At 74.6% G+C, this 22527-nt stretch carries 25 protein-coding genes and 1 pseudogene; 12 read left to right on the top strand and 14 right to left on the bottom strand.

The window, feature by feature from the left end; translation table 11 throughout:
• Positions 1–19 precede the first annotated feature (19 nt).
• Positions 20–142 (top strand): hypothetical protein, encoded by a 123-nt coding sequence (locus tag ACIPK4_RS15140; RefSeq protein ID WP_376196630.1) that lies wholly within the window; start codon positions 20–22, stop codon positions 140–142.
• 101 nt (positions 143–243) lie between these two features.
• Positions 244–1183, top strand: a pseudogene (locus tag ACIPK4_RS15135) (NAD(P)/FAD-dependent oxidoreductase); the annotation flags it as partial.
• A gap of 126 nt (positions 1184–1309) precedes the next feature.
• On the opposite strand, the gene ACIPK4_RS15130 reads toward ACIPK4_RS15135, so the two are convergent.
• Together ACIPK4_RS15130 and ACIPK4_RS15125 are read right to left on the bottom strand one after the other, a co-directional pair.
• Complete coding sequence (locus ACIPK4_RS15130; protein WP_402312832.1) at positions 1310–2407, bottom strand: mechanosensitive ion channel family protein; 1098 nt, start codon at positions 2405–2407, stop codon at positions 1310–1312.
• A gap of 177 nt (positions 2408–2584) precedes the next feature.
• Positions 2585–3142, bottom strand: a complete 558-nt coding sequence (locus ACIPK4_RS15125) for a hemerythrin domain-containing protein (protein WP_402312829.1) — start codon at positions 3140–3142, stop codon at positions 2585–2587.
• 187 nt (positions 3143–3329) lie between these two features.
• Here ACIPK4_RS15125 and ACIPK4_RS15120 point away from each other — a divergent pair, with 187 nt between their 5' ends.
• The 3 genes from ACIPK4_RS15120 to ACIPK4_RS15110 all read left to right on the top strand — a co-directional run bounded on the left by ACIPK4_RS15120 (position 3330) and on the right by ACIPK4_RS15110 (position 5413).
• The gene (locus ACIPK4_RS15120) at positions 3330–3779 is read left to right on the top strand and encodes an SRPBCC family protein (RefSeq protein ID WP_402312826.1); all 450 of its coding nucleotides are present in this window, start codon (positions 3330–3332) and stop codon (positions 3777–3779) included.
• A 2-nt stretch (positions 3780–3781) separates the two neighbouring features.
• A complete protein-coding gene (locus ACIPK4_RS15115) occupies positions 3782–4609 on the top strand; it encodes a DUF1206 domain-containing protein (RefSeq protein WP_402312823.1) in 828 nt (275 codons plus the stop codon).
• Positions 4610–4804: 195 nt separating this feature from the next.
• The gene (locus tag ACIPK4_RS15110) at positions 4805–5413 is read left to right on the top strand and encodes a response regulator transcription factor (protein WP_402312820.1); all 609 of its coding nucleotides are present in this window, start codon (positions 4805–4807) and stop codon (positions 5411–5413) included.
• A 33-nt stretch (positions 5414–5446) separates the two neighbouring features.
• On the opposite strand, the gene ACIPK4_RS15105 is transcribed toward ACIPK4_RS15110, so the two are convergent.
• From ACIPK4_RS15105 to ACIPK4_RS15085, 5 genes are all read right to left on the bottom strand, one after another.
• Positions 5447–7219, bottom strand: a complete 1773-nt coding sequence (locus ACIPK4_RS15105; protein ID WP_402312817.1) for an ATP-binding cassette domain-containing protein — start codon at positions 7217–7219, stop codon at positions 5447–5449.
• Positions 7216–9039, bottom strand: a complete 1824-nt coding sequence (locus ACIPK4_RS15100; RefSeq protein ID WP_402312814.1) for an ABC transporter ATP-binding protein — start codon at positions 9037–9039, stop codon at positions 7216–7218. The genes ACIPK4_RS15105 and ACIPK4_RS15100 overlap by 4 nt, the downstream gene beginning before the upstream one ends.
• A 75-nt stretch (positions 9040–9114) precedes the next feature.
• Positions 9115–9249, bottom strand: coding sequence for a SapB/AmfS family lanthipeptide (locus tag ACIPK4_RS15095; protein ID WP_376196603.1), 135 nt, complete (start codon positions 9247–9249; stop codon positions 9115–9117).
• Entirely contained in the window at positions 9236–11881 is a 2646-nt protein-coding gene (gene lanKC, locus ACIPK4_RS15090) for a class III lanthionine synthetase LanKC (RefSeq protein WP_402312810.1), read from the bottom strand. Before lanKC ends, ACIPK4_RS15095 begins: the two co-directional genes overlap by 14 nt.
• Before the next feature lie 209 nt (positions 11882–12090).
• Complete coding sequence (locus ACIPK4_RS15085; RefSeq protein WP_402312807.1) at positions 12091–12549, bottom strand: VanZ family protein; 459 nt, start codon at positions 12547–12549, stop codon at positions 12091–12093.
• 226 nt (positions 12550–12775) lie between these two features.
• Here ACIPK4_RS15085 and ACIPK4_RS15080 point away from each other — a divergent pair, with 226 nt between their 5' ends.
• The gene (locus ACIPK4_RS15080) at positions 12776–13663 is read left to right on the top strand and encodes a YihY/virulence factor BrkB family protein (protein WP_402312804.1); all 888 of its coding nucleotides are present in this window, start codon (positions 12776–12778) and stop codon (positions 13661–13663) included.
• Between the two features lie 13 nt (positions 13664–13676).
• Here the strand turns inward: ACIPK4_RS15080 and ACIPK4_RS15075 are convergent, their stop codons facing one another.
• Positions 13677–14084, bottom strand: coding sequence for an ATP-binding protein (locus tag ACIPK4_RS15075; RefSeq protein WP_402312801.1), 408 nt, complete (start codon positions 14082–14084; stop codon positions 13677–13679).
• A gap of 261 nt (positions 14085–14345) precedes the next feature.
• On the opposite strand from ACIPK4_RS15075, the gene ACIPK4_RS15070 reads away from it, so the two are divergent.
• The gene (locus ACIPK4_RS15070; RefSeq protein ID WP_402312799.1) at positions 14346–14705 is read left to right on the top strand and encodes an STAS domain-containing protein; all 360 of its coding nucleotides are present in this window, start codon (positions 14346–14348) and stop codon (positions 14703–14705) included.
• Between the two features lie 217 nt (positions 14706–14922).
• On the opposite strand, the gene ACIPK4_RS15065 is transcribed toward ACIPK4_RS15070, so the two are convergent.
• Positions 14923–15078 (bottom strand): DUF6131 family protein, encoded by a 156-nt coding sequence (locus tag ACIPK4_RS15065; protein ID WP_376193361.1) that lies wholly within the window; start codon positions 15076–15078, stop codon positions 14923–14925.
• A gap of 210 nt (positions 15079–15288) precedes the next feature.
• On the opposite strand from ACIPK4_RS15065, the gene ACIPK4_RS15060 reads away from it, so the two are divergent.
• Positions 15289–15711, top strand: a complete 423-nt coding sequence (locus tag ACIPK4_RS15060) for a YjbQ family protein (protein WP_402312797.1) — start codon at positions 15289–15291, stop codon at positions 15709–15711.
• A 15-nt stretch (positions 15712–15726) separates the two neighbouring features.
• On the opposite strand, the gene ACIPK4_RS15055 is transcribed toward ACIPK4_RS15060, so the two are convergent.
• On the bottom strand, positions 15727–16875 hold the full coding sequence (locus tag ACIPK4_RS15055) for a glutamate--cysteine ligase (RefSeq protein WP_402312794.1): 1149 nt from the start codon (positions 16873–16875) through the stop codon (positions 15727–15729).
• Between the two features lie 230 nt (positions 16876–17105).
• Here ACIPK4_RS15055 and ACIPK4_RS15050 point away from each other — a divergent pair, with 230 nt between their 5' ends.
• From ACIPK4_RS15050 to ACIPK4_RS15040, 3 genes are all read left to right on the top strand, one after another.
• Entirely contained in the window at positions 17106–17345 is a 240-nt protein-coding gene (locus ACIPK4_RS15050) for a DUF6213 family protein (protein ID WP_376193354.1), read from the top strand.
• Positions 17346–17354: 9 nt separating this feature from the next.
• Positions 17355–17756 (top strand): TraR/DksA family transcriptional regulator, encoded by a 402-nt coding sequence (locus ACIPK4_RS15045; RefSeq protein ID WP_402312790.1) that lies wholly within the window; start codon positions 17355–17357, stop codon positions 17754–17756.
• Between the two features lie 201 nt (positions 17757–17957).
• On the top strand, positions 17958–18224 hold the full coding sequence (locus tag ACIPK4_RS15040; RefSeq protein ID WP_376193350.1) for a protealysin inhibitor emfourin: 267 nt from the start codon (positions 17958–17960) through the stop codon (positions 18222–18224).
• Positions 18225–18362: 138 nt separating this feature from the next.
• On the opposite strand, the gene ACIPK4_RS15035 is transcribed toward ACIPK4_RS15040, so the two are convergent.
• From ACIPK4_RS15035 to ACIPK4_RS15020, 4 genes are all read right to left on the bottom strand, one after another.
• On the bottom strand, positions 18363–18659 hold the full coding sequence (locus ACIPK4_RS15035) for a DUF5133 domain-containing protein (protein ID WP_402312786.1): 297 nt from the start codon (positions 18657–18659) through the stop codon (positions 18363–18365).
• A 426-nt stretch (positions 18660–19085) separates the two neighbouring features.
• Positions 19086–19460 carry a PRC-barrel domain-containing protein gene (locus ACIPK4_RS15030; protein WP_402312783.1) on the bottom strand — a complete coding sequence of 125 codons (375 nt, stop codon included), beginning with the start codon at positions 19458–19460 and terminating at the stop codon, positions 19086–19088.
• A gap of 112 nt (positions 19461–19572) precedes the next feature.
• The gene (locus ACIPK4_RS15025) at positions 19573–20274 is read right to left on the bottom strand and encodes a ribonuclease H (protein ID WP_054226236.1); all 702 of its coding nucleotides are present in this window, start codon (positions 20272–20274) and stop codon (positions 19573–19575) included.
• 184 nt (positions 20275–20458) lie between these two features.
• Positions 20459–20695 carry a hypothetical protein gene (locus ACIPK4_RS15020; RefSeq protein WP_402312780.1) on the bottom strand — a complete coding sequence of 79 codons (237 nt, stop codon included), beginning with the start codon at positions 20693–20695 and terminating at the stop codon, positions 20459–20461.
• 456 nt (positions 20696–21151) lie between these two features.
• On the opposite strand from ACIPK4_RS15020, the gene ACIPK4_RS15015 reads away from it, so the two are divergent.
• The gene (locus tag ACIPK4_RS15015; RefSeq protein ID WP_402312777.1) at positions 21152–22516 is read left to right on the top strand and encodes a pyridoxal phosphate-dependent decarboxylase family protein; all 1365 of its coding nucleotides are present in this window, start codon (positions 21152–21154) and stop codon (positions 22514–22516) included.
• The last annotated feature ends 11 nt before the right edge of the window (positions 22517–22527 follow it).

Below are 22527 nucleotides of genomic sequence, written 5' to 3'. Positions count from 1 at the left end.
GCCGGGGCAGGCGCAGGGTATGACATCGAATGCACTCACCTCCCTGGCCCTGACCCCGGCGCCCGGCCCCGCCTGGGTCCACCTGCTCGTCATCGCGTTCGCCCTCCTGGTCCTCGTCCGCACCCTGGCCCGCCACCGGTAGGAACCCTTTTCCCCCGGGCGGACCCGCAGGAGCCGGTGGACCCGGCAGGCCCGGGAAGGGAACGACGCCATGACAGCCGTGGCACGTCGGGATCCCGGTGGTTGGGCGACGGCTTCGCCGGTGTGGAGCGGGCGCGCCGCCTGGAGCGGCGCCTCTCCCCCGCGCCGCGCCGAGGCAGAGATCACCCTCGTCACCCCGTCCTCCTCCCGCTGTACCTGCCGCAGCTGCCGTAGATGGACGGCGGGGTGCTGACCCCGCATCGTTCCCGGCGGAGTCGGCGGCGTGGACACCCGGGCGAGGGCGTGCGCCGTACGGAAGATCACGGGCGCGCTCACCCCGCAGGCCCTACGACCACCGACCTGGGCCTGGCCCCGGGCAGCAAGCACCCGCTCCTTCGACATCCCCGCGCTCGCCGTGCACGCCCGCGGTATGCAGGCCCTTGCCGAGGCAGCCCACCTGCGCGCCACGCCATCGCTCAGCTCGACCTCGCCGACACCTGCGCGACGGGGCGGAGCGAGCGTCGAGGCTGTCTTCGTCGCCGTGGGCGGCGGATACGCGGGCACCGGGACGGCGGCCCCCCTCCAGCGGCTCACCCGCCACGCGGTCCGGCGCTCCCCCTGGACCCGGGGCAGATCCGCCGGCACCTCGTGGACACCGCGCCGGGGCTGTGTTCGCCGGCCCGCTTATCGCCGCCCTGGAGGCCGACACCGATCACGGACGGCTCGTGGTCCCGCCCGATCTGACGGTGCCTGCCCGGCCTTCCCGGAGTCCTCGGGCTCGGCGACGCCGCAGCGGTCCCCGACCTCGCCGCGGGCCGCCGCCTGCGCGGGCTGCCCGCGCAGGCGGCGGCCCGCGGTGCCACTCGGCGGCGCTGCGCACCCCCGTGGCCAGGACGCGGGAGCCGGCGAACCGGCTCCTCGACGCGGTCGCGGGCGACGCCTTCGTCCGCACGGGCTGCCAGGCGGGGCCGCCGCGCCCCTCAGGGAGTTCGAACACGCCGACACACACCTGACCCCCGAACAGGTCCGCGGCCCCACGGCACCGGCGGGGCTCGCCGCGCAGCGCCTGGGCGGTGCGGCCCGCCTCCGCGGGCCGCACACCGTCGGAAGCGGCGGATCCCCGGTGGCGGGGCCGTCCCGCGCCGCGACGATGCTGCCCGGGGCGGGGTCACCGGCCCTGGGGGCTCGGCGAGCCCGGCTTGTCCAGGGTCACGCCCCAGTCGGCGGCGGACTCCTGTGCCGGGGCGAGGACCACGCGGGGCAGGGCCTCCGTGTGCTTCTCCGCGAGCCAGGCGACCAGTCGTTCCCGTACGGCGCAGCGCACGGTCCACAGGTCGTCGGCGTCCTTGGCCGTGACGATGGCCCGCACCACGATGGTGGAGGGCGTGGTCTCCGTGACGGCCAGGTCCCAGCCGCGGCCGTCCCACTCCGGGCAGTCGTGCAGGATCTCCTGGAGCTTGTCCCGCATGAGGTCGACGGGCGCGCTGTGGTCGCAGTGGAGGAAGACGGTGCCCGTCATCTGGACCCCGCCGCGGGACCAGTTCTCGAAGGGCCGGGTGGTGAAGTACGAGACGGGCATGGTGAGGCGGCGTTCGTCCCACGTGCGGACGGCGAGGAAGGTGAGGGTGATGTCCTCCACCACCCCCCACTCGCCGGCGACCACGACCGTGTCGCCGATGCGCACCATGTCGCCGAAGGCGATCTGGAAGCCGGCGAAGAGGTTTCCCAGGGTGGACTGGGCCGCGACACCGGCCACGATCCCGATGATCCCGGCGGAGGCGAGCACGGACGTGCCGAGCGCGCGGAAGCTCGGGAAGGTGAGGAGCATCGCGGCGGCCGCGACCACGGCCACCACCGCGGTCAGGACCCGCGTGATCAGGGTGACCTGGGTACGGACCCTGCGGAGCCTGGCCGGATCGCGGGTGCCGGCGGCGTAACGGGCGTAACCGGACTCGACGGCGGCCGAGGCCACCCCCACGATCAGCCAGGCGCCGGCTCCGATCAGCGCCAGCGAGAGCGTCCGGCCGACGGCGGCCTCGTGCTCCTGGAGCGGCTGCCACCCGGTCTGCCCGTGGGCGCCCCTGAGGAGGGCGGCGAACAGCACGATCTGCAGGGCCGGCCGGCAGCGGCGCAGCGAGTTCCACAGGGGTGTTTCGGGGTGGCGGGCGTCGGCCCGGCGCAACAGCAGGTCGGCGGCCCATCCGGCCGCGACGGTGAGGAGGATCGAACCTCCCAGGACGGTCAGCAAGCGAAGGGCGTGGTTCATGCTCTCCTCGGCGAATGTAGACGGCATGGATTCCCCGCGCATGCCCAGCCGAGGAGGGGCGACACGGGGGCCTTCCGCGCGGCGCGTGCCGGGCGCCCTGTGGCGTACACGACAGCCGCCGGTCCCGCCCCTGCGGACAGGGGTGGAACCGGCGGCGGCGGTCGGCTGCCGGAGCCCCTACTCGCCGCGTCCGCTGAGGAAGTCCCGGGCGCGGTCGACCAGCCCCGTGCCGGCGGACAGCAGCCGGTGGTGCGGCTGGGAGGAGGGGAGGGCGCCGGGGTGCGGGCGGGTCGGCGCGAACCTCTTGGCCCGGCGCACCCTGTCACCCAGCGTCTCCAGGGCCTCCGGTGAGCACGCCTGGCGCAGCCGGGGGAACAGGTTCTGCTCCTCGTCGTACACGTGGGCGGTGACCTCCGCCTTCAGTACGGCGATCAGCTGGTCGAACTCCGGCCCCGCGGCGTCCAGTCCCTCCAGGTCCTTCAGCAGCTTCTCGACGCGCGCGTGGTCGGCGAGTTCCTTGTCCGCGATGAGGTCGCCGTCCGGGAAATGCTCCCGGATCGCCGGGTAGAGATGCTCCTCCTCGGCGACCGAGTGCCGCACCAGCTCGATGGTCAGCTGTTCGGCCGCCTTCTGCCGTTCGCCCGCCGGGGTGGTGTGCTCGATCCTGTCGAACAGCCCGTCCACCTCGCGGTGGTCGACGGTCAGCTCGGCGATGATGTCGCCTGCGTGTCCCATGCCGTTGTTCCTTCCCGTTCGGCCTCGGCCGGCGGTGCGCGCCGGTCGCCGCGCGCGTACCCGGGATCACGCAGTGCTAACGGAGGGCGCGGGTCCGCGGCGGTCGGCGCATGCCGCGCGCGGGTACGGGTAGCCGGGCCGTGAAAGTTCCGCCGACCATGTCCGCCGACCACACGGAAGGAGTCACATGTCACACGTCGAGGAGTATGTCGAGGTCAACGTGCCGCTGCGCACGGCCTACAACCAGTGGACGCAGTTCGAGGACTTCCCCGCCTTCATGGAGGGGGTCGAGCGCATCGACCAGCGCACCGACACCCTCACCCACTGGGTGACGAACGTCAACGGTGTGCAGCGCGAGTTCGACGCGCAGATCACCGAGCAGCTCCCGGACCAGCGCGTCGCGTGGATGACGGTGGACGGGGAGCCGCGCCAGGCCGGCCTGGTCACCTTCCAGCCGATCGACGCGACCACCACCAAGGTCGTCCTGCACATGAACTGGGTGCCCGACGGCCTGGCCGAGACGGCCGCCGACAAACTCGGCTTCGTCAAGCGCCAGGTGGCCGGCGATCTCAAGCGCTTCAAGCTGTTCATCGAGTCGCGCGGTGCCGAGACGGGCGCCTGGCGGGGCGAGGTCTGACCGTGACGGTACGCGGGTTCGAGGGCACGGGCGTCCAGACCGCGTCCCGCGGCGGAGGGCTCCGCAAGGTCACGGCCCGCTGCGGCCTGCTCGCGCGCGGAGTGCTGTACGTGCTGATCGGGATGCTGGCCCTGCGCGTGGCCTCCGGTGACGGCGGAGGCGAGGAGGCCGACCGCCAGGGCGCCCTGCAGGAGCTCGTGGAGAAACCCTTCGGCGACGTCCTCGTCTGGGCCGTGGGCCTCGGACTCGTCTGCATGATGCTGTGGCGCCTGTCGGAGGCGGTGTTCGGCGCGGCCGGCCCGGACGGGGACAAGGCCGCGAAGCGGCTGGCCTCGGCGGGCCGGACGGTCTTCTACGCCGTCGTCGCCTTCTCCGCCCTGTCGTTCGCCACGGGCGGCGGCGGGCACTCCGGGGACGAGCAGTCCCGCGATGTGACGGCCAGGGCGCTGGACCTGCCCGCCGGCCGGTGGCTGGTGGGTGCGGCAGGGCTCGGGATCGCCGTCGCGGGCGTCGTCGTCGGGGTGCAGGCGGCGCGGCGCAGCTTCCGCAGGCACCTCGCCATGGGCGGGGTCCCCCGGTGGGGCCGCAGGGCCGTCGACTTCCTCGGGGTGAGCGGCGGCCTGGCCCGCGGCGCCGTGTTCGCGGCGGCCGGCGGGTTCGTCGTGTACGCCGCGGTGCGCTACGACCCCGCGCAGGCGAAGGGCGTCGACGACACCCTGAGGGCTTTCGCCGCAACCGCGGCGGGGCCGCGGCTCCTCGTCGCGGTCGCCGTCGGGCTGATGCTCTTCGGGGTGTTCTCCGCGGCGATGGCGCGGTGGCGTGAGGTCTGAGACCGGCCCGTCGGCGGCGGTGGGCCAGAGCGGTTCCGGCCGCTCAAGGGGGTAACCCGCCGAACGGAAGCGTATTCCGAGGGAATCTCGGCCAAGTTGGCCGTGCGCCCCTGAACGCCCCCCGCAGTGACGTTCCATCGGCCCTGTATGGGGGCACCCGTGGGCCGTTGGCACGTCAAACGAGGAGCGCACACGATGACGAAGGTCCTTGTCCTGCACAGCGTCAGCCTGGTCAGGTCGGCGCTGGCCGCCCTGCTGAGATCCGAAGGGCCGTTCGAGGTCACGTCGGCGGGCTGGAGGACCGCGGCGCGCCAAGCCGAGTCGTTACGACCGGACGTGACGGTCGTCGACCTCGACTGTCCGGGGACCACGGCCGTCCTGGCCTCCGGGCAGCGCACGGACCACCAGGTGCTCCCGCCCCCGTCGACGGTCCTGGTGCTCGCCTCCACCGGCGCGCCGGGGCTGCTGCACCGGGCCTTCCGGGCCGAGGCGCGCGGCTACGTCGACAAGGACGGCTCGCCGGGGCGGCTCGTACGGGCGGTCCGCAAGGTCGCCGCGGGGGAACGGTTCATCGACGCCTCCCTGGCCTCGGCGTTCATGGAGGCGGATCCGCTGCCGCTGAGCCCGCGGGAACTCAGTGTGCTGACCCGGGCGGCGGAGGGCGATTCGATCGCCGAGATCGCCCGCACGCTGCACCTGGCGAGCGGCACGGTACGCAACTACATGGCCGCGGCGACCCGGAAGACCGGCGCGCGCAACCTCATCGACGCGATACGGATATCCAGGCGGGCCGGCTGGGTGTGATCCGCGGGCGCCGCGGACGGGCCCACCCGCCCTTCACCCGTCCGCGGCCTGGTTCCACCTCCCCACCAGCTCGCGGTACAGGGGCGACCTGGCGGGCAGTTCCCGGTGCGTGCCGCAGACGGCCCGGGCCCCGTCGAGGACCAGGACCCGGTCGGCGCGCGCCGCGGACGAGACGCGGTGGGCCACCACGACGAGGGTGCCGGGGCGCTCCGCCAGCGCGCGTTCGGCGCGCTCCTCGGCCGCCGGGTCCAGATGGCAGGTGGCCTCGTCGAGCAGCAGCAGCGGAGCGGGCGAGAGGTAGGCGGCGGCGAGCGCGAGCTGCTGGCTCTCGCCCCGCGACAGCAGCCGGGGCGCCACCTCGGCGTCCAGGCCTCCGAGCCGCTCCACCAGCCCGTCCAGCCCCAGGGCCCGGACGGCGCCCAGCACGCGGGCGTCCCCGGGCCCGGTGGCGCCCGGGACGGCGGCGAGATGGGTCAGGTTCTCCCGTACGGTGCCGGTGAACACGTAGGCCTGCTGCGGCAGCAGGGTCCGCCGCGGGTCCGGTCCGGTGACCCCCGGGTCCCGGCGGGCGGCGGCGCCGTCCACGAGGACCGCTCCCGCGTCGGGGGAGAGCATTCCGGCGAGCAGCGCGGTCAGCGTGGACTTGCCGATGCCGCTGGGCCCGACGACCGCGAGGTGCTCCCCCGGACGCACCACCAGGTCGAGGCCGTCGAGTACGGGAGCCGCGCCGGGGCCGTAGGCGAAGGTGACGCCGCGGAGCTCGGCCGCGGCGGCGCTGTGCCTCCCGGCCGGCCCGGCCGGCCGCGGCTTCGCCGGGCGTCCGCGGGCCGGGTCCGGCGGCGTCGCGGTGAAGCGTTCGAGGACCACGAGCAGCCGGGTCCCGGCCGATCCCAACGCGGCCATCAGGGAGTTGAGGGCCGGCAGCAGGGCCTGCACCAGGTACGTGAGGCCGCCGGCCAGCGTGCCGGCGGTGATCCCCCGGCCCAGCAGCCAGGGTGTCGCGGCGAGGAGGGCGATCACCGGCAGCCGGCCCGCCGTCCCCAGGGCGAGGGTACGCAGGGCCGCCCAGCCCGCGAGGGTGCGCGCCAGCCGCTCCTGGGCGGCGATCAGGGGCTCCACCCGGGCCTGCGCCGCGCCCTGTCCGCCGCAGGCGGCGATGTCGCGCAGGCCCGCGGCCAGCTCCCCCACCCGGTCGGCCAGCGCCTCGTCGGTGTCCAGGGACACGCGCTGTACGGCGGCCATGGGGCGGAGGGTGGCCAGGAAGGCCGCCGCGCCCAGCAGCAGGGGCGGCAGCACGACCAGCAGCAGCACGGGCGCGAGGGCGGCCATGCCGGCGAAGGCGCCGACAGCGGTGAAGACGAACGAACGCGCCGTCAGGACGAGTCCCGCGAAGGAGTCCCGGGCCATCTCCGTCTGCTGGGTCAGCCGGGACACCGCGCCGGTGTCACCGGCGCCCGCCGGGTCCGCGACCGCCCGGTCCAGTGCCTGCCGCACCGCCCGCCGGACCAGGCCGTCCCGCAGCGGTTCCACGAGGTCCGCAAGTCCGGCGAACACCCCGCGCAGCGCGAAGCCGCCGAGGAGCGCCCCGGCCCCGGCCGCGGCCAGCCAGCCGAGGCCGGTGGCGGTGTGGCCGGCGAGGAAGCCGTCGTCGAGGGCGCGGGCCACCCCGTAGCCGCCGAGGAAGGTGTGCACGGACTCCAGCAGGGACCATGCGGCCAGGCGTCCGAGGGCGCCCCTGTGGCCGCGCAGGAACCGCCTGCCCTCGGGGGCCACCCTGCCCCGCGCCGCCGCCCCGGTCACCGTCACCGCGCCGCCTCCCGTTCCGTGTCCCGTCCGGTGTGCCGTTCCGTGTCCCGTCCGGTGTCCCGTTCCGTGTCCTCGTCCGCGTCGGCGCCGAAAACCGTTCGGTAGGCGGGATCTGCCCGCCACAGCTCACGGTGGGTGCCGGTCGCCCGTACCCGCCCGTCCTCCAGCCAGACGACGATGTCGGCCCGGGCGGCGGTCGACAGGCGGTGCGCGACCACGATCCGGGTGCCCGGACGGATCTCGCGGGCCAGGGCACGCTCGACCTCGCGGGCCGTGACGGTGTCGAGGCTGGAGGTGGCGTCGTCCAGGACGAGGAGTCGGCCCGCATGGCAGAACGCCCGGGCCAGCCCCAGGCGTTGGACTTCCCCGCCGGACATCGGGGCGTCGGCGAGGGCCGTGCCGTACCCGTGGGGCAGACGCCGTACGAACGCGTCGGCGCCGGCGGCACGGGCCGCGACGCGCACCGCTTCGGGGCCTGGGCCGGGGCCCGCGCCGAAGGCGATCGCACCGCCGACCGTGTCCCCGAGCAGCACGGGCCGGTCGAAGGCGTACCCGACGTCGCGGCGCAGGGCTTCGGCGGTCAGCTCCCGCAGGGGCACTCCGTCCAGCAGCACCCGGCCCGCGTCGGGATCGGTGAGCCGGCCGGCCACGGCCGCGAACAGGGTCTTCCCTGCGCCCGAACGGCCCACCACGGCCACCGTGGTGCCTCCGGGTATCACCAGGCTGATGTCGTGCAGGACCGTGGCCGCGCCGCGCACGACGCGGACGTCGCGCAGTTCCAGGGTGCCCGGGCCGCCCTCCGGCAGCTGCGCCCGCCCGTGGGCGAGTGCGGGCAGGGTCAGGAGTGCGGCGGTCCGCCGGGCCGCGGACCGGCCCCGGACCACGGCCGCGAGGCCGCCGGTGACCGCTCCGATCCCGGCGGCGAGACCCGCGTACCGCACCGCGGCGAGGAGTTCGCCCACCCCGATGGCCCCGGCCGCCAGGCGGACGCCGCCGACGGCGAGGACCGCGTACAGGAGCATCGGCATCAGGGCCGTGGACCGGGCGGTGGTGCCGCCGTAGACCTGCCACATCCGCCGGCCCTCGGTGCCGAGCTCGGGCAACCGGGCGAGGACACGGGCGCGTTCGCGCTCCACGGTGCCGGCGGCGGCGATCGTGCGCGCCCCGGCCAGTGCCTCGGTCAGGCGGCCGGCGGTCTCCAGCTGGACCTGCTGGTAGCGGGCGATGCTGGCGTGGGTGTCGCGGGCGAAGGCCCGCAGCAGGAGCACGAGGAACGGAACGCCCACGAGGAAGGCGAGTGCCGTCCACAGGTCGATGAGGAAGAGGGCGGTCACCGCGCCGAGCGGCGGCAGCAGCGCCGCGACGGCGTGCGCGGCGGCCGCCGGGACCTTCCCGGCCTCGGTGGCGTGCGCGGTCAGCCGCGCGGCGGTCTCGCCGGGTGCGTGGCGGGCGGCGTGGTGCGGGGCCGCCCGCAGCAGCCGGGCGAGCCCGAGCCGGCGCAGCCGGGCGGTGGAGCGGCCGTCGACGTCCCCGGTCAGCCGGCCGGCGGCGGCGTCCAGGGCCACTTCGGCGGCGATGACCACGGCGCACAGAAGGGTCCAGGTGGGGCCCGCCGGGGCGCCGCGGAGCAGCAGGTCGAGGGTGTGGCCGAGGACGGCGGGTTCGGCGAGCGCCGCCGCGGCGGCGCCCAGGGTGCATCCGAGGACGGCGGCGGTGCGCCCGGCGCTGTGCCGGGCCGCCGCCACGAGAGCCCGGTCTGCGGTGGCTGCCACGGACGCGGCCCGCTCCGCGCCGGCGTCCTGCGCGTCGAGGGGGCTCATCGGCGGATGCCTCCAGTCGCGTGGTACGTGGTGCGGGCCCGGACGGCGAACCGCCCGGGCCCGAGAGGACCTGCGTCAGTTACAGGTCGTGACGCTCAGGCTGCTGTCCCCGCACAGGAGCAGGCTGGCGCGGCTGCCGCCGCCGGTCATCGCGGCCTCGGTGGTCTCTTCCTTCGGGGTCTCCATCGACTGCAGGTCAAGAAGCGTCATGTCGATTCCTCTTCTTCTCTTGAGTGGTGCGATGGGTCACGGTCCCGGACGGGACCGGCTCTGGGGCCACCGCAGTGTGTCGCAGCGGCGGGAGGAACGGCAGGTGCGCGCGCCCTCCGGGCGCGGCGCTGCCGAGGGCGAGGAGAGCGCCGGCGGTGCCCGTGGTGAGGTCCATGGACAGGCGCATCATCTGCTCGCCGGGGAAGGCCAGATGCCCCTGGTACGGCACCGCGTGCCGGGCCAGCGCGTCGATCTGGCGGGCGATGTCGGCGGGGCCCGTGCCCGGGCCGGGCGTGGTGGTCCGGGCCAGGTGGAGGATCATGCCGGCGGCGCCGCGCAGCAGCCCGGGCTGGGCGTAGAAGGTCGCCTGCGCCGCCCGTACGATCTCACGCCGGGCCTTTTCGAACCGCTCGTCGGGAGCGTGCTCCAGCCAGTCGTCGAGGACCATGCCGATGCCGACGCTGCCCTCGCCGAGGTACGGCATCGTGCGCCAGCCCTCGTTCACCTGGAGGGTGCCGTACGCGCTGGTGACGCAGCGGTCGAGGTCGCGGTGGAGCGCCCGGGCGGACTGGAGCAGCAGTTCCTTGTCGCCGGTGCGTTCGTACAGCCGCAGGAAGAGCAGGGCGGGGCCGGTGTTCCCGTACATCAGTCCGGCGCGGGCGGTGCGCTGTTCGGGCCGGGAGAGCAGTTCGGCGCAGCGCAGGGCGGCGGTGTGCAGTTCGCCCTCGCCGCTCGCGGTGCCGAGTGCGTCCAGGGCCAGCCCGATGCCGGCGAGTCCGCCGTGCAGGTCCGGGCCGGCGCTCCCCCAGGGCTGGTGCAACAGCCGCTCGGCGAGGGCGAGGGCGCGGTCCGCGTGTCCGAGCCGGTACAGGGTCCAGGCCGTGCCGGCGAGGCCGTCGTAGAAGCCGAGCGGGGTGCCGGAGGCCGGTTCCGCGGTCCGCTCCAGCAGCCATTCCTCGGCCTCGGGCCAGGGTTCGGCGTCGGTCTCGGCGAGGGCGTGGAGCACTCCTGCGATGCCGTTGCCGAAGCAGGTGCCTCCCCCGGCGTTCGCGAACTGGGCGATGTCTCCGGGCACGAACCGGTCCTCGCGCTCCGGGGTGGCGCTCGCGCGGATCGCCGCGGTCATCGACGTACGGGCGGCCGGCCAGTCCCCCGGCTCGACGGGCAGGTACGGGCCGGGCGGTGCGGGAGGGCGGCGGCCCGGTGCGCCCTGCGGGGCGCCGGACAGGATCTCCTCGACGGCCTCGTCGAGGAACCGCCGTGGTACGGGGAACTGCTCGGCTGCGACGGCGGCCAGATGGGCGGCCTTGGCCCGGTCCAGGACGAGCAGGCTGGTCAGCGGGAGGAACAGGGCGAGCCGCAGGCAGGCGAGGGCGTAGCGGTCGACGGAGAACCCGCGCCGCTCGGCGGGCGCGACGAAGGCGGGGTTGGCGACGGTCTGCCGCAAGCCCTCGTCCACGTGCGCGGCGGCCTCGAAGTCCAGGAGGGCGACGGAGGGTTCGCCGTCGTCGTCCTCCTCCACCATGATGTTGAAGAGGTGCAGGTCGTTGAAGACCACGCCGCGGGCGTGCACGGCTTCGACGGCCTCGGTGACGCGCCGGTGGACGGTCAGGGCCCACTCGGTGTAGGAGGCGAGCTCCGCCGGGTCGGGGTCCGCCTCGATCAGCGGGTGGCGGCGGGCGAAGTAGGTGTTGAGCGGTTTGCCGGCGAGGTGCTGCAGCACCAGGAAGTGGTGGTCGCCGACGGTGAAGGTGCCGCGGACCGCGGGTACGCAGTCCAGGCCCGCCAGCCGTTCCAGCGCGGCCCGTTCGCGGTGCAGCCGGGTCACGGCGTCGGCGCCGTCCGCGGCGAGCCCGGCGTACGGGCGGGCCTCCTTGAGGACCACGGCCTCGCCGGTGCGGCTGTCCTTGCCGACGTAGACCCCGCCGCCGTTGGAGAAGTGCAGCGCCCGCTCCACCGTGAAGGGGATGCCGGTCAGGGTGGTCGCGGAGCGCGCCGCGAGGTGCGGCTCCAGGAATGCGGGCAGTTCGAGCCACTCGGGCGGCTGGAACACCGGCCCGCGCCGGTCCGGTACGAGGCGCCCGTCGGGGGTCTCGATCGCCGGGACGAGTTCGCCGTGCTCGTCGTAGCAGTGCCGCAGGGTGAAGCTGCCGTAGCGCAGGTACACCGGGCCGGCGCCCCAGCGCAGATCACTGAGGATGTACGGGCCGGCCGCCCCGGCCAGCGCGGCGTCGAGGTCCTCAGCGATCCGGTGGCACTGCTCCTCGTCGGCCGGGTACACGGTGATGAACTTCCCGCTCGCCGCCCGGTCGGCGTACTTGGCGTTCCGCAGGTGCAGCAGGTACCGGCTCGGTATGAACTTGAAGGCGATCCGGCGGGCGGTGCAGTACGCGTACACCTTCGACAGCAGCGATTCGGCGTTGTCGAGCGTGGCCGAGACGTGGATCTTCCAGCCCTGTGAGGGCAGTTCGGCGTCGGCGGGGCGCAGCGCGAGCCAGTCGCCGCTGCGATGCGAGCGCCACCCCGACGGGACGGGGGCGAGCGCGGCCGGGTAGCTCTCACCGGCGCGCCGGTACGGCGCGTCGTAGAACCAGCGGTCGGCGTCGCAGAAGGCGGCGTACCCCTTGTTCACACCTGCTCCCTCGGTCGGCGGCAGACCCGAAGGTGTCACGTCCGGCGGATGCGGCGACAGTCACGTGTGTCACCGATGGGGTGTGCAGTACTCACGAGTCACCGGTTACGGGGCACCCGTCACGCGGCGCCGGGGAAGGGCCACCCGCGGCACCGGTCAGCCGTCGGGCGGCACCGGTCACGGGCCACCCGCGCGGCACCGGTCACGGGTCAGGTGTCACCCGGCTCCGCGGCCCGGCGCGTCCACCAGTGGCGGCGGCGCGGGTGCACGGCCCGTCCGAGTCGGAGGCCGATCAGCAGGTACCCGAGGAGCGCGCCGGCCGTGTTGAGGATGACGTCGTCGATGTCGAAGACGCGACCCGTGACCAGGGCGCCCTGGACGAGTTCGACCAGCGTCATCAGACAGGCCGTCACGGCACCGACCCGCAACAGGCCCCGCGCCGGCGGCAGCAGAACCGGCAGGAGCACCCCGAACGGCAGCCCGAGCAGGAGGTTCCCGCCCAGCTGGCGCACCGCCTCGATCGTCGACGTCCCGTCCAGATAGGCCCTGATCGAGGCGCCGGGCCGGACGTTGCTGTGCACGAGCGCCGCCGAGGCGGCGGACGGTTCCAGCGTCAGCCGCGCCAGGACCACGCCGAACAGCACGGTTCCGGCGAAGGCGGTCACCATGGCGGACGCCCGGACCGCCGGGTGGGCCGGACGGTGTCCGCCCCGGGCGGCCGGCCCATCCCCTCCCGCCCTCCTGCGTTCCGTCCGCTTCTCCGTGCTCCGCCGTGCGCGCCTCCATGTCATGCGGTGGCGCTTACCCTGCGGGCCGCCCGGTACGCGGGACCGCCGCCGCGGCCCCGCGGCGGCATGGCGCATGCGGCCGGGCCCCGTCGGGCACGTGTGCAGCGTGACCGACATCCCCCGCACCGCCACGCACCGCAGCAGTCCGGGCGGCGCCGCCCTCGCGGCGCGCACCCGCGCCGAGTTGCTGCGTACGGCCGTCCGCGTGTGGAGCGACAACCTCGCCGACCACGCGGCCGCGCTCACCTACTACGCCGTCCTGGCGCTGCTGCCCGCCCTCGTCATCGCGGTCTCCCTCGTGGGGCTGCTGGGCGGGGTGACCAGGGAGCGGCTGATCACCGAGCTCACCTCGTACGCTCCGCCGCAGTCCGCGCAGGTGCTGCGGGACGCGCTCGGCGGTCTCGCGGCGGAGCAGTCGTCGATGTGGGCCCTGCTGATCAGCGGGGTGCTGAGCGCACTGTGGTCGGCGTGCAGCTATCTGGCGGTGTTCCGCCGGGCCCTGCACGCGATGCACCGGGTGCCCGACCGGCGGCCCCCGCTACGGGCGGCCCACACGCTGCTCGTGAACGCGACGCTGCTGCTGGTCCTGCTCGTGGTCGCCGCGGCCGGACTGGTCCTGTCCGGGCCGCCGGCCCGGTGGCTGGCGCAGACCGTCGGCGGGGCCGGCCCGGACGCCGTCACGCTCCTGCGCTGGCCCGTCCTGCTCGCGGCCGTCACGCTCCTGGTGCTGGTCCTCTTCCGTACCGGACCGGCCCAGAGCCGGGGCACCCGCCGGGGCCTGCCCGGCGGCGTACTGGCGGCCCTGCTGTGGCTGGCCGCCTCGGCGCTCTTCACGCTCTACACGGGGCTGGACACCTACGGCCGGCTGTACGGATCGCTGGCCGGCGTCATCGTCTTCCTCGTCTGGCTGTGGATCGCCAATCTGGCGCTGCTCACCGGGGCCCAGTTCAACGCCGAACGGGCCCGGGGAACGGCTGCCGGGCCGCCGCCCTGACCCTCGCCGGCCGTCATCCCCGGGGGCCGTCCGAGGGGGGCCACCGGGGGTCCCGGCGCCCGCCACCGGCCAGCCGGGAGCCCTCGATCTCCGCCCAGACGCTCTTGCCGGCGCCGTGGGTGTAGGAGCCCCACCGGTCGGACAGCCGTTGCACGATGTGCAGGCCGTGGCCGCCGGGGACACCGGGTCGCCACCCGGCCGGGGGGCGTGGCGCCGAGGGTGCGCCGTCGAGGACGTCGATGCGCAGGGCCTGCCCGGCGGTCAGGACGAGCTCGTGGCAGCCGCCTGCGTGCAGGGCCGCGTTGGACACCAGCTCGGACACGACGAGCAGGGCGTCCTCGGCGCTCTCGCTGCCGTCCCACCCCCAGTCGTGCAGGGTCCGGCGCGTGAAGTCGCGGCCCTTGCCGACCGCTCCCCGCACGCTGCGCAGGCAGAGGCGGCGGCGCTGTCCCGCGACCGGCCCTCCCGTACTCCGAGGGTTCTGGGCTGTTACTCCCGTCGTGTTCACTGTGGTCCTCATTCCGACCGTCGACGTTGCTTTCCCCGGACCCGCGTATGCCCGCCCCGACGGCCCGGACACCACGGGCCGGGCGGCCGGGGCCGTGCCCGGGATCGCAGGGTTAGGCACTGTACGGAGGGGTAGGCGTGGTACGCCCTGAACGCCCGAAGAAGGGAGGAGTCGATGACCATCCCGAGCGGAGAGCGTTTCGGCGTCGAGGTGGAGTCCCTTCCGGGGGCCACGGTGGTGACCCTGTCGGGGGAACTCGACCACGACACCGCGGGACCCCTGCGCGAGGCTCTGGGCACCCCGTTGCAGGCCGGCGGCGGCGAGCGTCTGCTGGTGGACCTGAGCCACCTGGACTTCTGCGACTCAACGGGACTGAACGTGCTGTTGCACGGCCGTCTCGCCGTGAACGAGTCCGGGGGCTCCCTCGAGCTGGTCGGAGTGCACCCGCCGGTGGAACGGATGTTCCACATCACCGGAGCCGACCAGCTCTTTCGATTCCATTCCGACGTGGAAGCCGCGCTGGCGACACCTTGACGGCCGCAGCCCTTTGCCGCCGGCCCGGCCGGCGGCAAAGGGCTGCGGATCGTGGAGCGGATCGGCCGGAACCGGGGCTGGAGCGCGGTGGCGGCCACGGCAAGCGCGTGTGGGTCGGGATCGACTCCCCGCCGGGTCACCCCGGCTGAACACCGGAGAACGGGCGGGCGGGCCCGTGTAACGGACCCGCCCGCCCCGTGTGTACCGCCTGGTGCGGTCACCAGTAGTGGCGCCGGCCGCCGACCGCGTGCCCGACCGAGCCCAGGACCCACAGCACCGCCCCGACCACCAGCAGGATGACCCCGATCGTCCACAGGAAGGAAAGTCCGGTCAGGAAACCGATGAGCAGGAGAATCAGTCCGACGAGAATCATGTGTTCCCTCGTTCTCAGGTTGGGGACCGGCGGAACGGTTGGACCGCCGTGGCGCCTCTGACGGCGTGTACCCCCGAATCCCGTCCCCACCGGTGCGACGGACCACTCAATGCAGGACGCCGACCGCGACCGCGCTGCGATGACGTCGGTCCGGCGGGTCGGCCCCCGTGGGTCGATCGCGATCAGCGACCGGAGGGCGAGGATGGGTGCATGACCGACACCTTCACGACACGGACGCTCGATGTGACGACGGGCTCCGAGGAGACCGTCCACGACCTGACCACGGCGTGTGCGGAGTTCCTGCGGGACGCCGCCCGGGGCCGGGACGGGCTGCTCAACGTGTTCACCCCGCATGCGACGGCCGGGCTGGCCGTCATCGAGACGGGAGCCGGCAGCGACGGCGACCTGCTGGACGCGCTGCGCACGCTGCTGCCCGCCGACGACCGCTGGCGCCACCGGCACGGCTCCCCCGGCCACGGCCGCGACCACGTCCTGCCCGCCTTCGTACCGCCCCACGCCACCCTTCCGGTGGTGGGGGGCGAGCTGGCGCTGGGAACCTGGCAGTCGGTGGTTCTGGTGGACACCAACAGGGACAACCCCCGGCGCACCGTCCGGCTGTCCTTCCTGGGCTGAGCGGACCGGGGAGAGTCAGCGGGACCGGGCGGGTACGGCCGCGGCACCGGTATCGTCCCCGAGGGTGCGGCGCGCGCACCGGAGCACCATCGCGGCCAGGTCGCCGCCCGCGCCGCGGAGCAGCTCGCGCTGCACCCGGGCACCGTTGCCGTGGGCCTGCAGGCCCGCCAGGCCCTCCTTGACGAGGCCGGCGTCCCCGTTGTCCTCCAGGGCGTCCCGCACGTGGTCGTACAGGGCCTGGACCACGGCTTCGGCGGAGTCCTCGCGCAGGGTCGCCGGGTGGATCAGCGGTCCGTCGAGCCCGGACCGGGCCGCTCGCCAGGCGGCGAGTCGCAGCAGGCTCGTGTCGGCCACGGGCGACGGCCGGCCCGCCCGCCAGTCCCGGGCCGCGGTGTCCACCAGGCCCCGCACCAGGGCGGCCAGCAGCACGGCGGTCGACGCGTCCAGGCAGACGTCCGCCACGCGGATCTCCACGGTCGGATAGGACGCGGCCAGCCGCGCGTCGAAATAGATCATCCCCTCGTCCCTGATGGCGCCCGTGGCGACCATGGCCCGCACCCTCTGGTGGTAGCGCTCGGGCGATCCGAAGACGTCCACCGGACCGGCCGAGGGCCAGCGGTTCCAGACCCTGCTGCGGTAGCTCCCGTACGTGGTGTCCTCGCCCTGCCAGAAGGGCGAATTCGCGCTCAGTGCGGTGAGGACCGACAGCCAGGGCCGGATCCGGTCGAGGACGGCCACGCCCTCCTCGTCGGAGTCCACCGCCACGTGGACGTGACAGCCGCAGGTCAGCTGTTCCTGGACGGGCAGGCCGAACTGCCGGGCGATCCACCGGTACCGCTCGCCGACGCTCAGCGTGGGCTCCACCGGCAGCGGGCAGGTGGCCAGGGCCGCCACCAGGACACCGGCGGCCTCCGCGTGCCGCGCGGCCTCGGCGCGCCACCGGCGGATCTCCTGGTGGAGTTCGTCCATCCGGGTCAGCGGGCGGGTCGCGCACTCGACCTGTTCCCTGTGCAGTTCCCTCTCCAGCGGGATCTCCCCGCCGGCGCCCGCCGCCCGGCCTCCGGACCGCAGGGCCGATGCCAGCACCGCGCCGGCGGAGGCCGCCGGCTGCCCGGTGCGCGGATCGACCAGCAGCAGTTCTTCCTCGACGCCGACGCTGCGCATATGGGCCCTTTCGCTTGCTCTCCGTGCTGTTACCCCCGGCGTATGCCCGCTTGCGCAACGGCCACCCGCGGTCTCATCCGGATGCCCCACTGCTGCCGTCGGCGGCCGCGGCCCCGGCGAGCCGAGAAGGTGGGGTAGGGATTCTCACCCGGCCTCGCCGGTTGAAGCCGCAACGACCGGGTAGCCGTTCCAGAAGGCGACCCGCACCGAAGGAAGAGGAGGAGCGGTCCATGCATTCGTTCGCGCTGCCGCTGATCCCCACGGAGGAGGGCGGGCTGCTCATCCCGGCCGAACAGGTGACGGCCCTCCTGCGGGGAGTGGCCGATGACTGGGCGGCCGCGGTGGAGGACGGCTCCCCCGAGGCCGACGCCGAGACGGTCCGGGCCATGACCGAGGCCCTCACCCAGCTCGCCGACCAGATCGACGCGGAGTGCATCGCCTGCGCGTCGCGGCCGGACCAGGGGCCCTGAGGCGCGCAGGTGAGCGGCGTTCCGGCGTCCGGCGGGTCCTCATCCGCGCGCGAGCGGCTGGAGGCCTCGCGTGCCTCCACGACCGCGCAGATCGCGGCCCTGAAGCGCGATTTCGACGGCATCGTCGAGGCGAACGCCCTGGTGGCGGTCGACGACGAGCACGATCCGGAAGGGTCGAGCACCGCGTTCGAGCGCGCCCACGTCGCGGCCCTGCTGGAGCGGGCGGCCGAGCGCCTGGAGGAACTCGACCGGGCTGTGGACCGCCTGGAGCGCGGCGCGTACGGGTGGTGCGAGGGCTGCGGTGAACGCATTGCACCGGCCCGCTTGGAGGTACGGCCCGAAGCGACGACGTGCGTGCGCTGCGCCGACGCCGGCGCAGGCCACCGTCACGGCCCCGGGGGCACGCGGTAGCCATCGGCAACCGGTCGCCCTTCGACGGCTTTCGCAGCCTCCAGGAGCAGCTTTCGGACATCCGCGCGCCGAGGGCGTGCGCAGGGGCGCAGGCGCGGATTTCGGGGGCAGACGAGAGGGTGCCCATCCCGGGCGCCACCGGACGCCACCGGACGGCCGGACCGGCCGGCCGCAGGCGGCGCCATCCAAGGAGGTTTCGCGATGCTGATCACCGTCACCCGCACCGGCGGGTTCGCGGGCAGGGAACGGACCGCTTCCCTCGACACGGAGTACCGCAGCGACGGCCCCGAACTGGAGCGGCTGGCCGAGCGGGCCCTGAGCGGCGAGTGCCCCGCGGACCGGGAACCCGTGCCGGACGGCTTCCAGTACGTCGTTCATGTCGACGGCAAGCTCGTGGAGTTACGGGATCCGTACCTCACCGACGACCAGCGGCGGCTGATCACCGCCGTCCTGGGCGAGGGCGCCTGACCGTCGCGCCCAACCCGCCGTGACCCGGCGTAGGGGCCGGCCTCCGCGGGATGCCTTACCGGGCCCGGACGGGCCCGGTAAGGCGTCGGCGCCAGCGCCGACGCCGAGAACCTGGTGGGCCGGTGCCCGGCCGGGCCGTCAGGCCGCCGTCGGCGCGCCTTCCGCGTCGACGCCGTCGGCCCGGACGGCGCCCACATGGAGGCCTTCCGCGTGGACGCCGTCCGCTTCCGCGCCCGGCCGGGCGGCGCTCATCCGTTCGCGGGCCGAAACCAGCGCGGCGTCGATGTCACGGGTCCCGGTCGACACGCACAGCGTGTAGACCACGTCCTCCAGCCGCTGCCGCACCGCGTCCCGGCGCTCTCCGGCCCGGAGCCGTGCCACGGTCTCGTACTCCTCCACCAGACGCGCCAGCACCGCAGGGTGAGCCATCAGCACGATCTCGCTCCTTCACACATGGCCTTCACGGGGCCGGGACGTCACCTGCGCCTCGTGTGCCCCGCCCCGGGCCTCCCATGCGCCCCACGCGTCGTACTGGCCGACAGTGTGCGGTGGTTGAGGTGGAAACCGACGTCGCATCCGGCTCGGCCGGGACGCCCTCCGGTGCGGGCCGCCGGACGGGGCGCAGCCGTTCGGCGGCCGCCCCGGCCTGGGCAAGTCCCGCCCGGTACGCAGGAGTCCACTTCGCCGGTCGCCCATGTCGGAGCCGGGCTTTTCGCATTCGACGTCCGTCCCCACCCGCAGGCCAGCGTCCATGTACCGCCGCCCCCGGACCCGGACGGGCGACTCCGGGGACCGCCGCCAGGTCGGTCCCGGGAGCCGCACCGCCCGCCTGACCGGCGCCGGGCTTCGGCGCCCGCCGGATCAGACGGGGCCTGCGCCGAACGGTCCGCCGACGCCGTAGCCGTAGTACGTACCGATGTCGCCGCGGTATCCGGGGTCCTGGAGGTGCTTCTCGCGGTGGAACTCCGGAGCGTTCTTGATCTGCTCCTTCGTCCGGTCGACGTAGATCCTCTCGTCCTCCACGTCGATGCGGGAGACGGTCCCGGCCGGGAGGAGGACCTCCTTGCCGAAGATCCACGGTCCGGTGTCCACCACGATGTACGCGGAGCCGGCCTCGTCGGAGTGCTTGTCCACCTTGCCGATGGCTCCGTCGGCGGCCTCGACCTTGAATCCCGTCAGGTCGATGCCCTCCGGGCGGCCCGAGGTCTCGCGGTAGCCCCACACGTCGTCCGTCATGAAAATGCCCTCCACGTGGTTGGGTCGGATTCTCGTGACGGCGCGCCTGCCCCTCGGATGCGGTCTCACACCCCCCCGTCCGCCACCCCCGTCCGCCAGCTGCCACCCGCCGTTACGCGGGAGCGTCGCTCGCCACGGTGTCGGCGCAGCCCGGGTGACCCCAGCGGGCGCCGAGCTTGCTGATCTGGTCACCTGCCGCGTACGACCTCCCGCAGGGGCAGCTACCGGGGAACTTCGCCTTGATGGAGCCCCGGCTGCGCGCGGGCCTCCTGGCTCCGGCGGCGGTTGCGGGTTTGGTACGGGGCGCGGAGGCGCGGGCGGGTGCGGGAACAGGGAGCGACGCGGCGCCGAGGGCCGTGCCGGCCGCCTCCTGGCTGACGGCGGCGTCGCTGGCGGCCTGGTCGGCGATGGCGTTCAGCAGGTCGCCGTCCTCACGGTGGGCCGGAACGTAGCGGAATTCGACGTCCCGGTCGGCCAGCAGTGCGTCGATCTGCTCCACCAGCTCCCGGTTGGCGACGGGTTTGCCGGCCGCGGTCCTCCACCCGTTGCGCTTCCAGGCCGGCAGCCACTGGGTCACCGCCTTCATGGCGTACTGGGAGTCCATCCGGACCTCGACGGCCGTCCCGGGGTCCAGCGACTCCAGCAGCCGCTGGAGGGCGGTGAGCTCGCCGACGTTGTTGGTGGCCCGGCCCAGCGGGCCGGCCTCCCAGCGCTCGGGGCGGCCCTGCGAGTCGGCGATGACCCACGCCCAGGCTGCCGGTCCGGGGTTCCCCTTCGCCGCGCCGTCGCAGGCGGCAATGATGCGATCAGACATCCCCCGATCATGCACCACAGCCACGCCGGAGCGAATTCGTCTCCGAGCGGCGGCGCATACCGCCTGGTCCGCGCGAAATCGGACATCGATCCGAGGGGGTGCCGGCCACCGGTCGGCAGGCCGGGTGCCCGCCCGGCGCGCCGCCCGCCCCGACGGCGGCGAGCCGGGCCACCACAGCGGTGTTCTAGTGCGGAGTCCAGGTGAACTTGCCGCCGCCGACCCACCGCACGACGTCCAGGTCGTCGAGGTCGTGGATCGGGATCCCGGCCTCCGCGGCGATCAGCAGCACGTCCGTCATCGACGTCGCCCTGCCGGTGAACTCTCCGTCGACCTCCACGATGCGAAAGGGCGGGGTGCCCGGTTGAACGCCCAGCACGGTGATCCGCGCCGGGGAGATGTGAGGTGCCGAGCCTTCGGTCATGGGCAGACGGTTCCACGCCGGGGCCGGTCAGAGGCGCGGCGACACGCCCGCATCGCGTTCGTGCCAACAGGTGGTCGCAGGTGCCGGGCTCCTCCTGCCGCGGTACGGGTAGGTCATGGCGCAGAAGCGGGACAAGGCGGGTGACGGGGTCGGCGGGCGGCCTACGTCGAACTCTCGGCGAGCACGAACCGGTTCGTACAGCAGGCCACCCAGCTGCTGAAGACGAGTCTGGACCCGGCCAGGACCGCTGGCGACGGCCCGGGTGGGCCGGGGCCCCCGAGGGCGTCGACGCTCACGAGACCGCTGCCGCGTTCACCGGGGCGGTGGATCAGCAGCCGGCCGCGTTGCAGACGTTCCTGGACCGGGCCGCCGGCGACGCACTGTAGCGGGCTGCGGGCTGCCGGCTCCGGGCCGCGCCGATTGCGGGGCGGCGGCGACGGTTGCATAGTCCGAGGTATGGACGCGCGTGACGAGGCGCTCCGACGGGCGTACGCGCATGCCGCCCGGTGGCTGGCGAGCCTGGACGACCGCCCGGTTCCCGCCCGCGCTTCGGTCGACGAGATCGTGCGGGCGCTGGGTGCCGGGCTGCCGGACGGTCCGAGCCCGCCGGCCGATGTCGTCGACCTGCTGGCCACTGCCTGCGAACCGGGCCTCACCGCGTTCCCCGGCGGGCGCTTCTACGGGTTCGTGATCGGCGGCACCGAGCCGGCCTCACTGGCCGCGGACTGGCTCGTCAGCGCGTGGGACCAGAACTGTGTGATGCGCGCCGTCTCGCCCGCTTACGCGGCGGTGGAGGACGTGGCCGGCGGATGGCTGCTCGATCTGCTCGGGCTGCCCGGTGACAGCGCCGTCGGGTTCACCACGGGCGCCGCGATGGCGAACTTCACGTGCCTCGCCGCCGGGCGCGACGCCGTGTTGCGCCGTGCGGGCCGGGACGTCGCCCGCGACGGTCTCGCCGGCGGGCCGGCGGTGCGCGTCCTCGTCGGCGAGGACCGTCACGTCACCGTCGACCTGGCGCTGCGCCACCTCGGGCTCGGCAGCCCGGAGCCGGTGGCGGCGGACGACCAGGGGCGTATCGTGCCGGAGGCCCTGCGGAGCGCGCTGGCGGCCGGCGGGCCGGGGCCGACGATCGTCGTCCTGCAGGCCGGGGACATCCATTCCGGCGCGTTCGACCCCTTCGGCGAGGCGGTCCGCGCCGCCCGCGCGTCCGGGGCGTGGGTGCACGTGGACGGCGCGTTCGGGCTGTGGGCCGCCGCTTCCCCGCGGTACGCGCACCTGACGGCGGGCTGCTCGGACGCCGACTCCTGGGCGACGGACGCCCACAAGACCCTGAACGTGCCCTACGACTGCGGGCTGGCGATCGTGCGCGACCCGACCGCGCTGCGGGCCGCGATGGGGGTACACGGGGACTACCTGATCCGGCACGAGCACGGCGACCCCAGCGACAAGGTCCCCGAACTCTCCCGGCGCGGCCGGGCCTTCACCGTGTGGGCCGCGCTCAGGTCCTTCGGCCGGTCGGGGGTGGCCGACCTCGTCGAGCGGCTGTGCCGGCACGCCTCCGCGTTCGCCTCGGGCATCGACGCGATCGACGGCGCGACGGTCCTCAACGAGGTGGTGTTCACGCAGGTGTGCGCCGAGTTCGGCGGCGACGAGCGCACCGAGCGGGTGCTCGCCCGGCTGCTCGCCGACGGCACGGCGTGGATCAGCGGCTCGACGTGGCGCGGCCGTCGCGTCATGCGGATCTCGGTGAGCAACTGGTCGACGACGGACGAGGACGTGGCCCGCACCCTCACCGCGGTCCGGCGCGCGGCGGCCGGCTGAGCGCGCGGCCC

The sequence above is a fragment of the Streptomyces sp. NPDC086989 genome (genome assembly GCF_044745505.1).
In the GTDB taxonomy this organism is placed as follows: Bacteria; Actinomycetota; Actinomycetes; order Streptomycetales; family Streptomycetaceae; genus Streptomyces.
This window is presented reverse-complemented; position numbering and strand designations above follow the sequence as displayed.

Excerpts from the sequence above, each read along its gene's own strand:
- ACIPK4_RS15065 (WP_376193361.1), bottom strand. The coding sequence starts at position 15,078 with ATGATTCTCGTCGGACTGATTCTCCTGCTCATCGGTTTCCTGACCGGA.
- ACIPK4_RS15130 (WP_402312832.1), bottom strand. The coding sequence starts at position 2,407 with ATGAACCACGCCCTTCGCTTGCTGACCGTCCTGGGAGGTTCGATCCTC.
- ACIPK4_RS15040 (WP_376193350.1), top strand. The coding sequence starts at position 17,958 with ATGCTGATCACCGTCACCCGCACCGGCGGGTTCGCGGGCAGGGAACGG.
- ACIPK4_RS15100 (WP_402312814.1), bottom strand. The coding sequence starts at position 9,039 with ATGAGCCCCCTCGACGCGCAGGACGCCGGCGCGGAGCGGGCCGCGTCC.
- ACIPK4_RS15120 (WP_402312826.1), top strand. The coding sequence starts at position 3,330 with ATGTCACACGTCGAGGAGTATGTCGAGGTCAACGTGCCGCTGCGCACG.
- ACIPK4_RS15095 (WP_376196603.1), bottom strand. The coding sequence starts at position 9,249 with ATGACGCTTCTTGACCTGCAGTCGATGGAGACCCCGAAGGAAGAGACC.
- ACIPK4_RS15060 (WP_402312797.1), top strand. The coding sequence starts at position 15,289 with ATGACCGACACCTTCACGACACGGACGCTCGATGTGACGACGGGCTCC.
- ACIPK4_RS15140 (WP_376196630.1), top strand. The coding sequence starts at position 20 with ATGACATCGAATGCACTCACCTCCCTGGCCCTGACCCCGGCGCCCGGC.
- ACIPK4_RS15055 (WP_402312794.1), bottom strand. The coding sequence starts at position 16,875 with ATGCGCAGCGTCGGCGTCGAGGAAGAACTGCTGCTGGTCGATCCGCGC.
- ACIPK4_RS15025 (WP_054226236.1), bottom strand. The coding sequence starts at position 20,274 with ATGTCTGATCGCATCATTGCCGCCTGCGACGGCGCGGCGAAGGGGAAC.
- ACIPK4_RS15070 (WP_402312799.1), top strand. The coding sequence starts at position 14,346 with ATGACCATCCCGAGCGGAGAGCGTTTCGGCGTCGAGGTGGAGTCCCTT.
- ACIPK4_RS15030 (WP_402312783.1), bottom strand. The coding sequence starts at position 19,460 with ATGACGGACGACGTGTGGGGCTACCGCGAGACCTCGGGCCGCCCGGAG.
- ACIPK4_RS15050 (WP_376193354.1), top strand. The coding sequence starts at position 17,106 with ATGCATTCGTTCGCGCTGCCGCTGATCCCCACGGAGGAGGGCGGGCTG.
- ACIPK4_RS15020 (WP_402312780.1), bottom strand. The coding sequence starts at position 20,695 with ATGACCGAAGGCTCGGCACCTCACATCTCCCCGGCGCGGATCACCGTG.
- ACIPK4_RS15015 (WP_402312777.1), top strand. The coding sequence starts at position 21,152 with ATGGACGCGCGTGACGAGGCGCTCCGACGGGCGTACGCGCATGCCGCC.
- ACIPK4_RS15085 (WP_402312807.1), bottom strand. The coding sequence starts at position 12,549 with ATGGTGACCGCCTTCGCCGGAACCGTGCTGTTCGGCGTGGTCCTGGCG.
- ACIPK4_RS15125 (WP_402312829.1), bottom strand. The coding sequence starts at position 3,142 with ATGGGACACGCAGGCGACATCATCGCCGAGCTGACCGTCGACCACCGC.
- ACIPK4_RS15110 (WP_402312820.1), top strand. The coding sequence starts at position 4,805 with ATGACGAAGGTCCTTGTCCTGCACAGCGTCAGCCTGGTCAGGTCGGCG.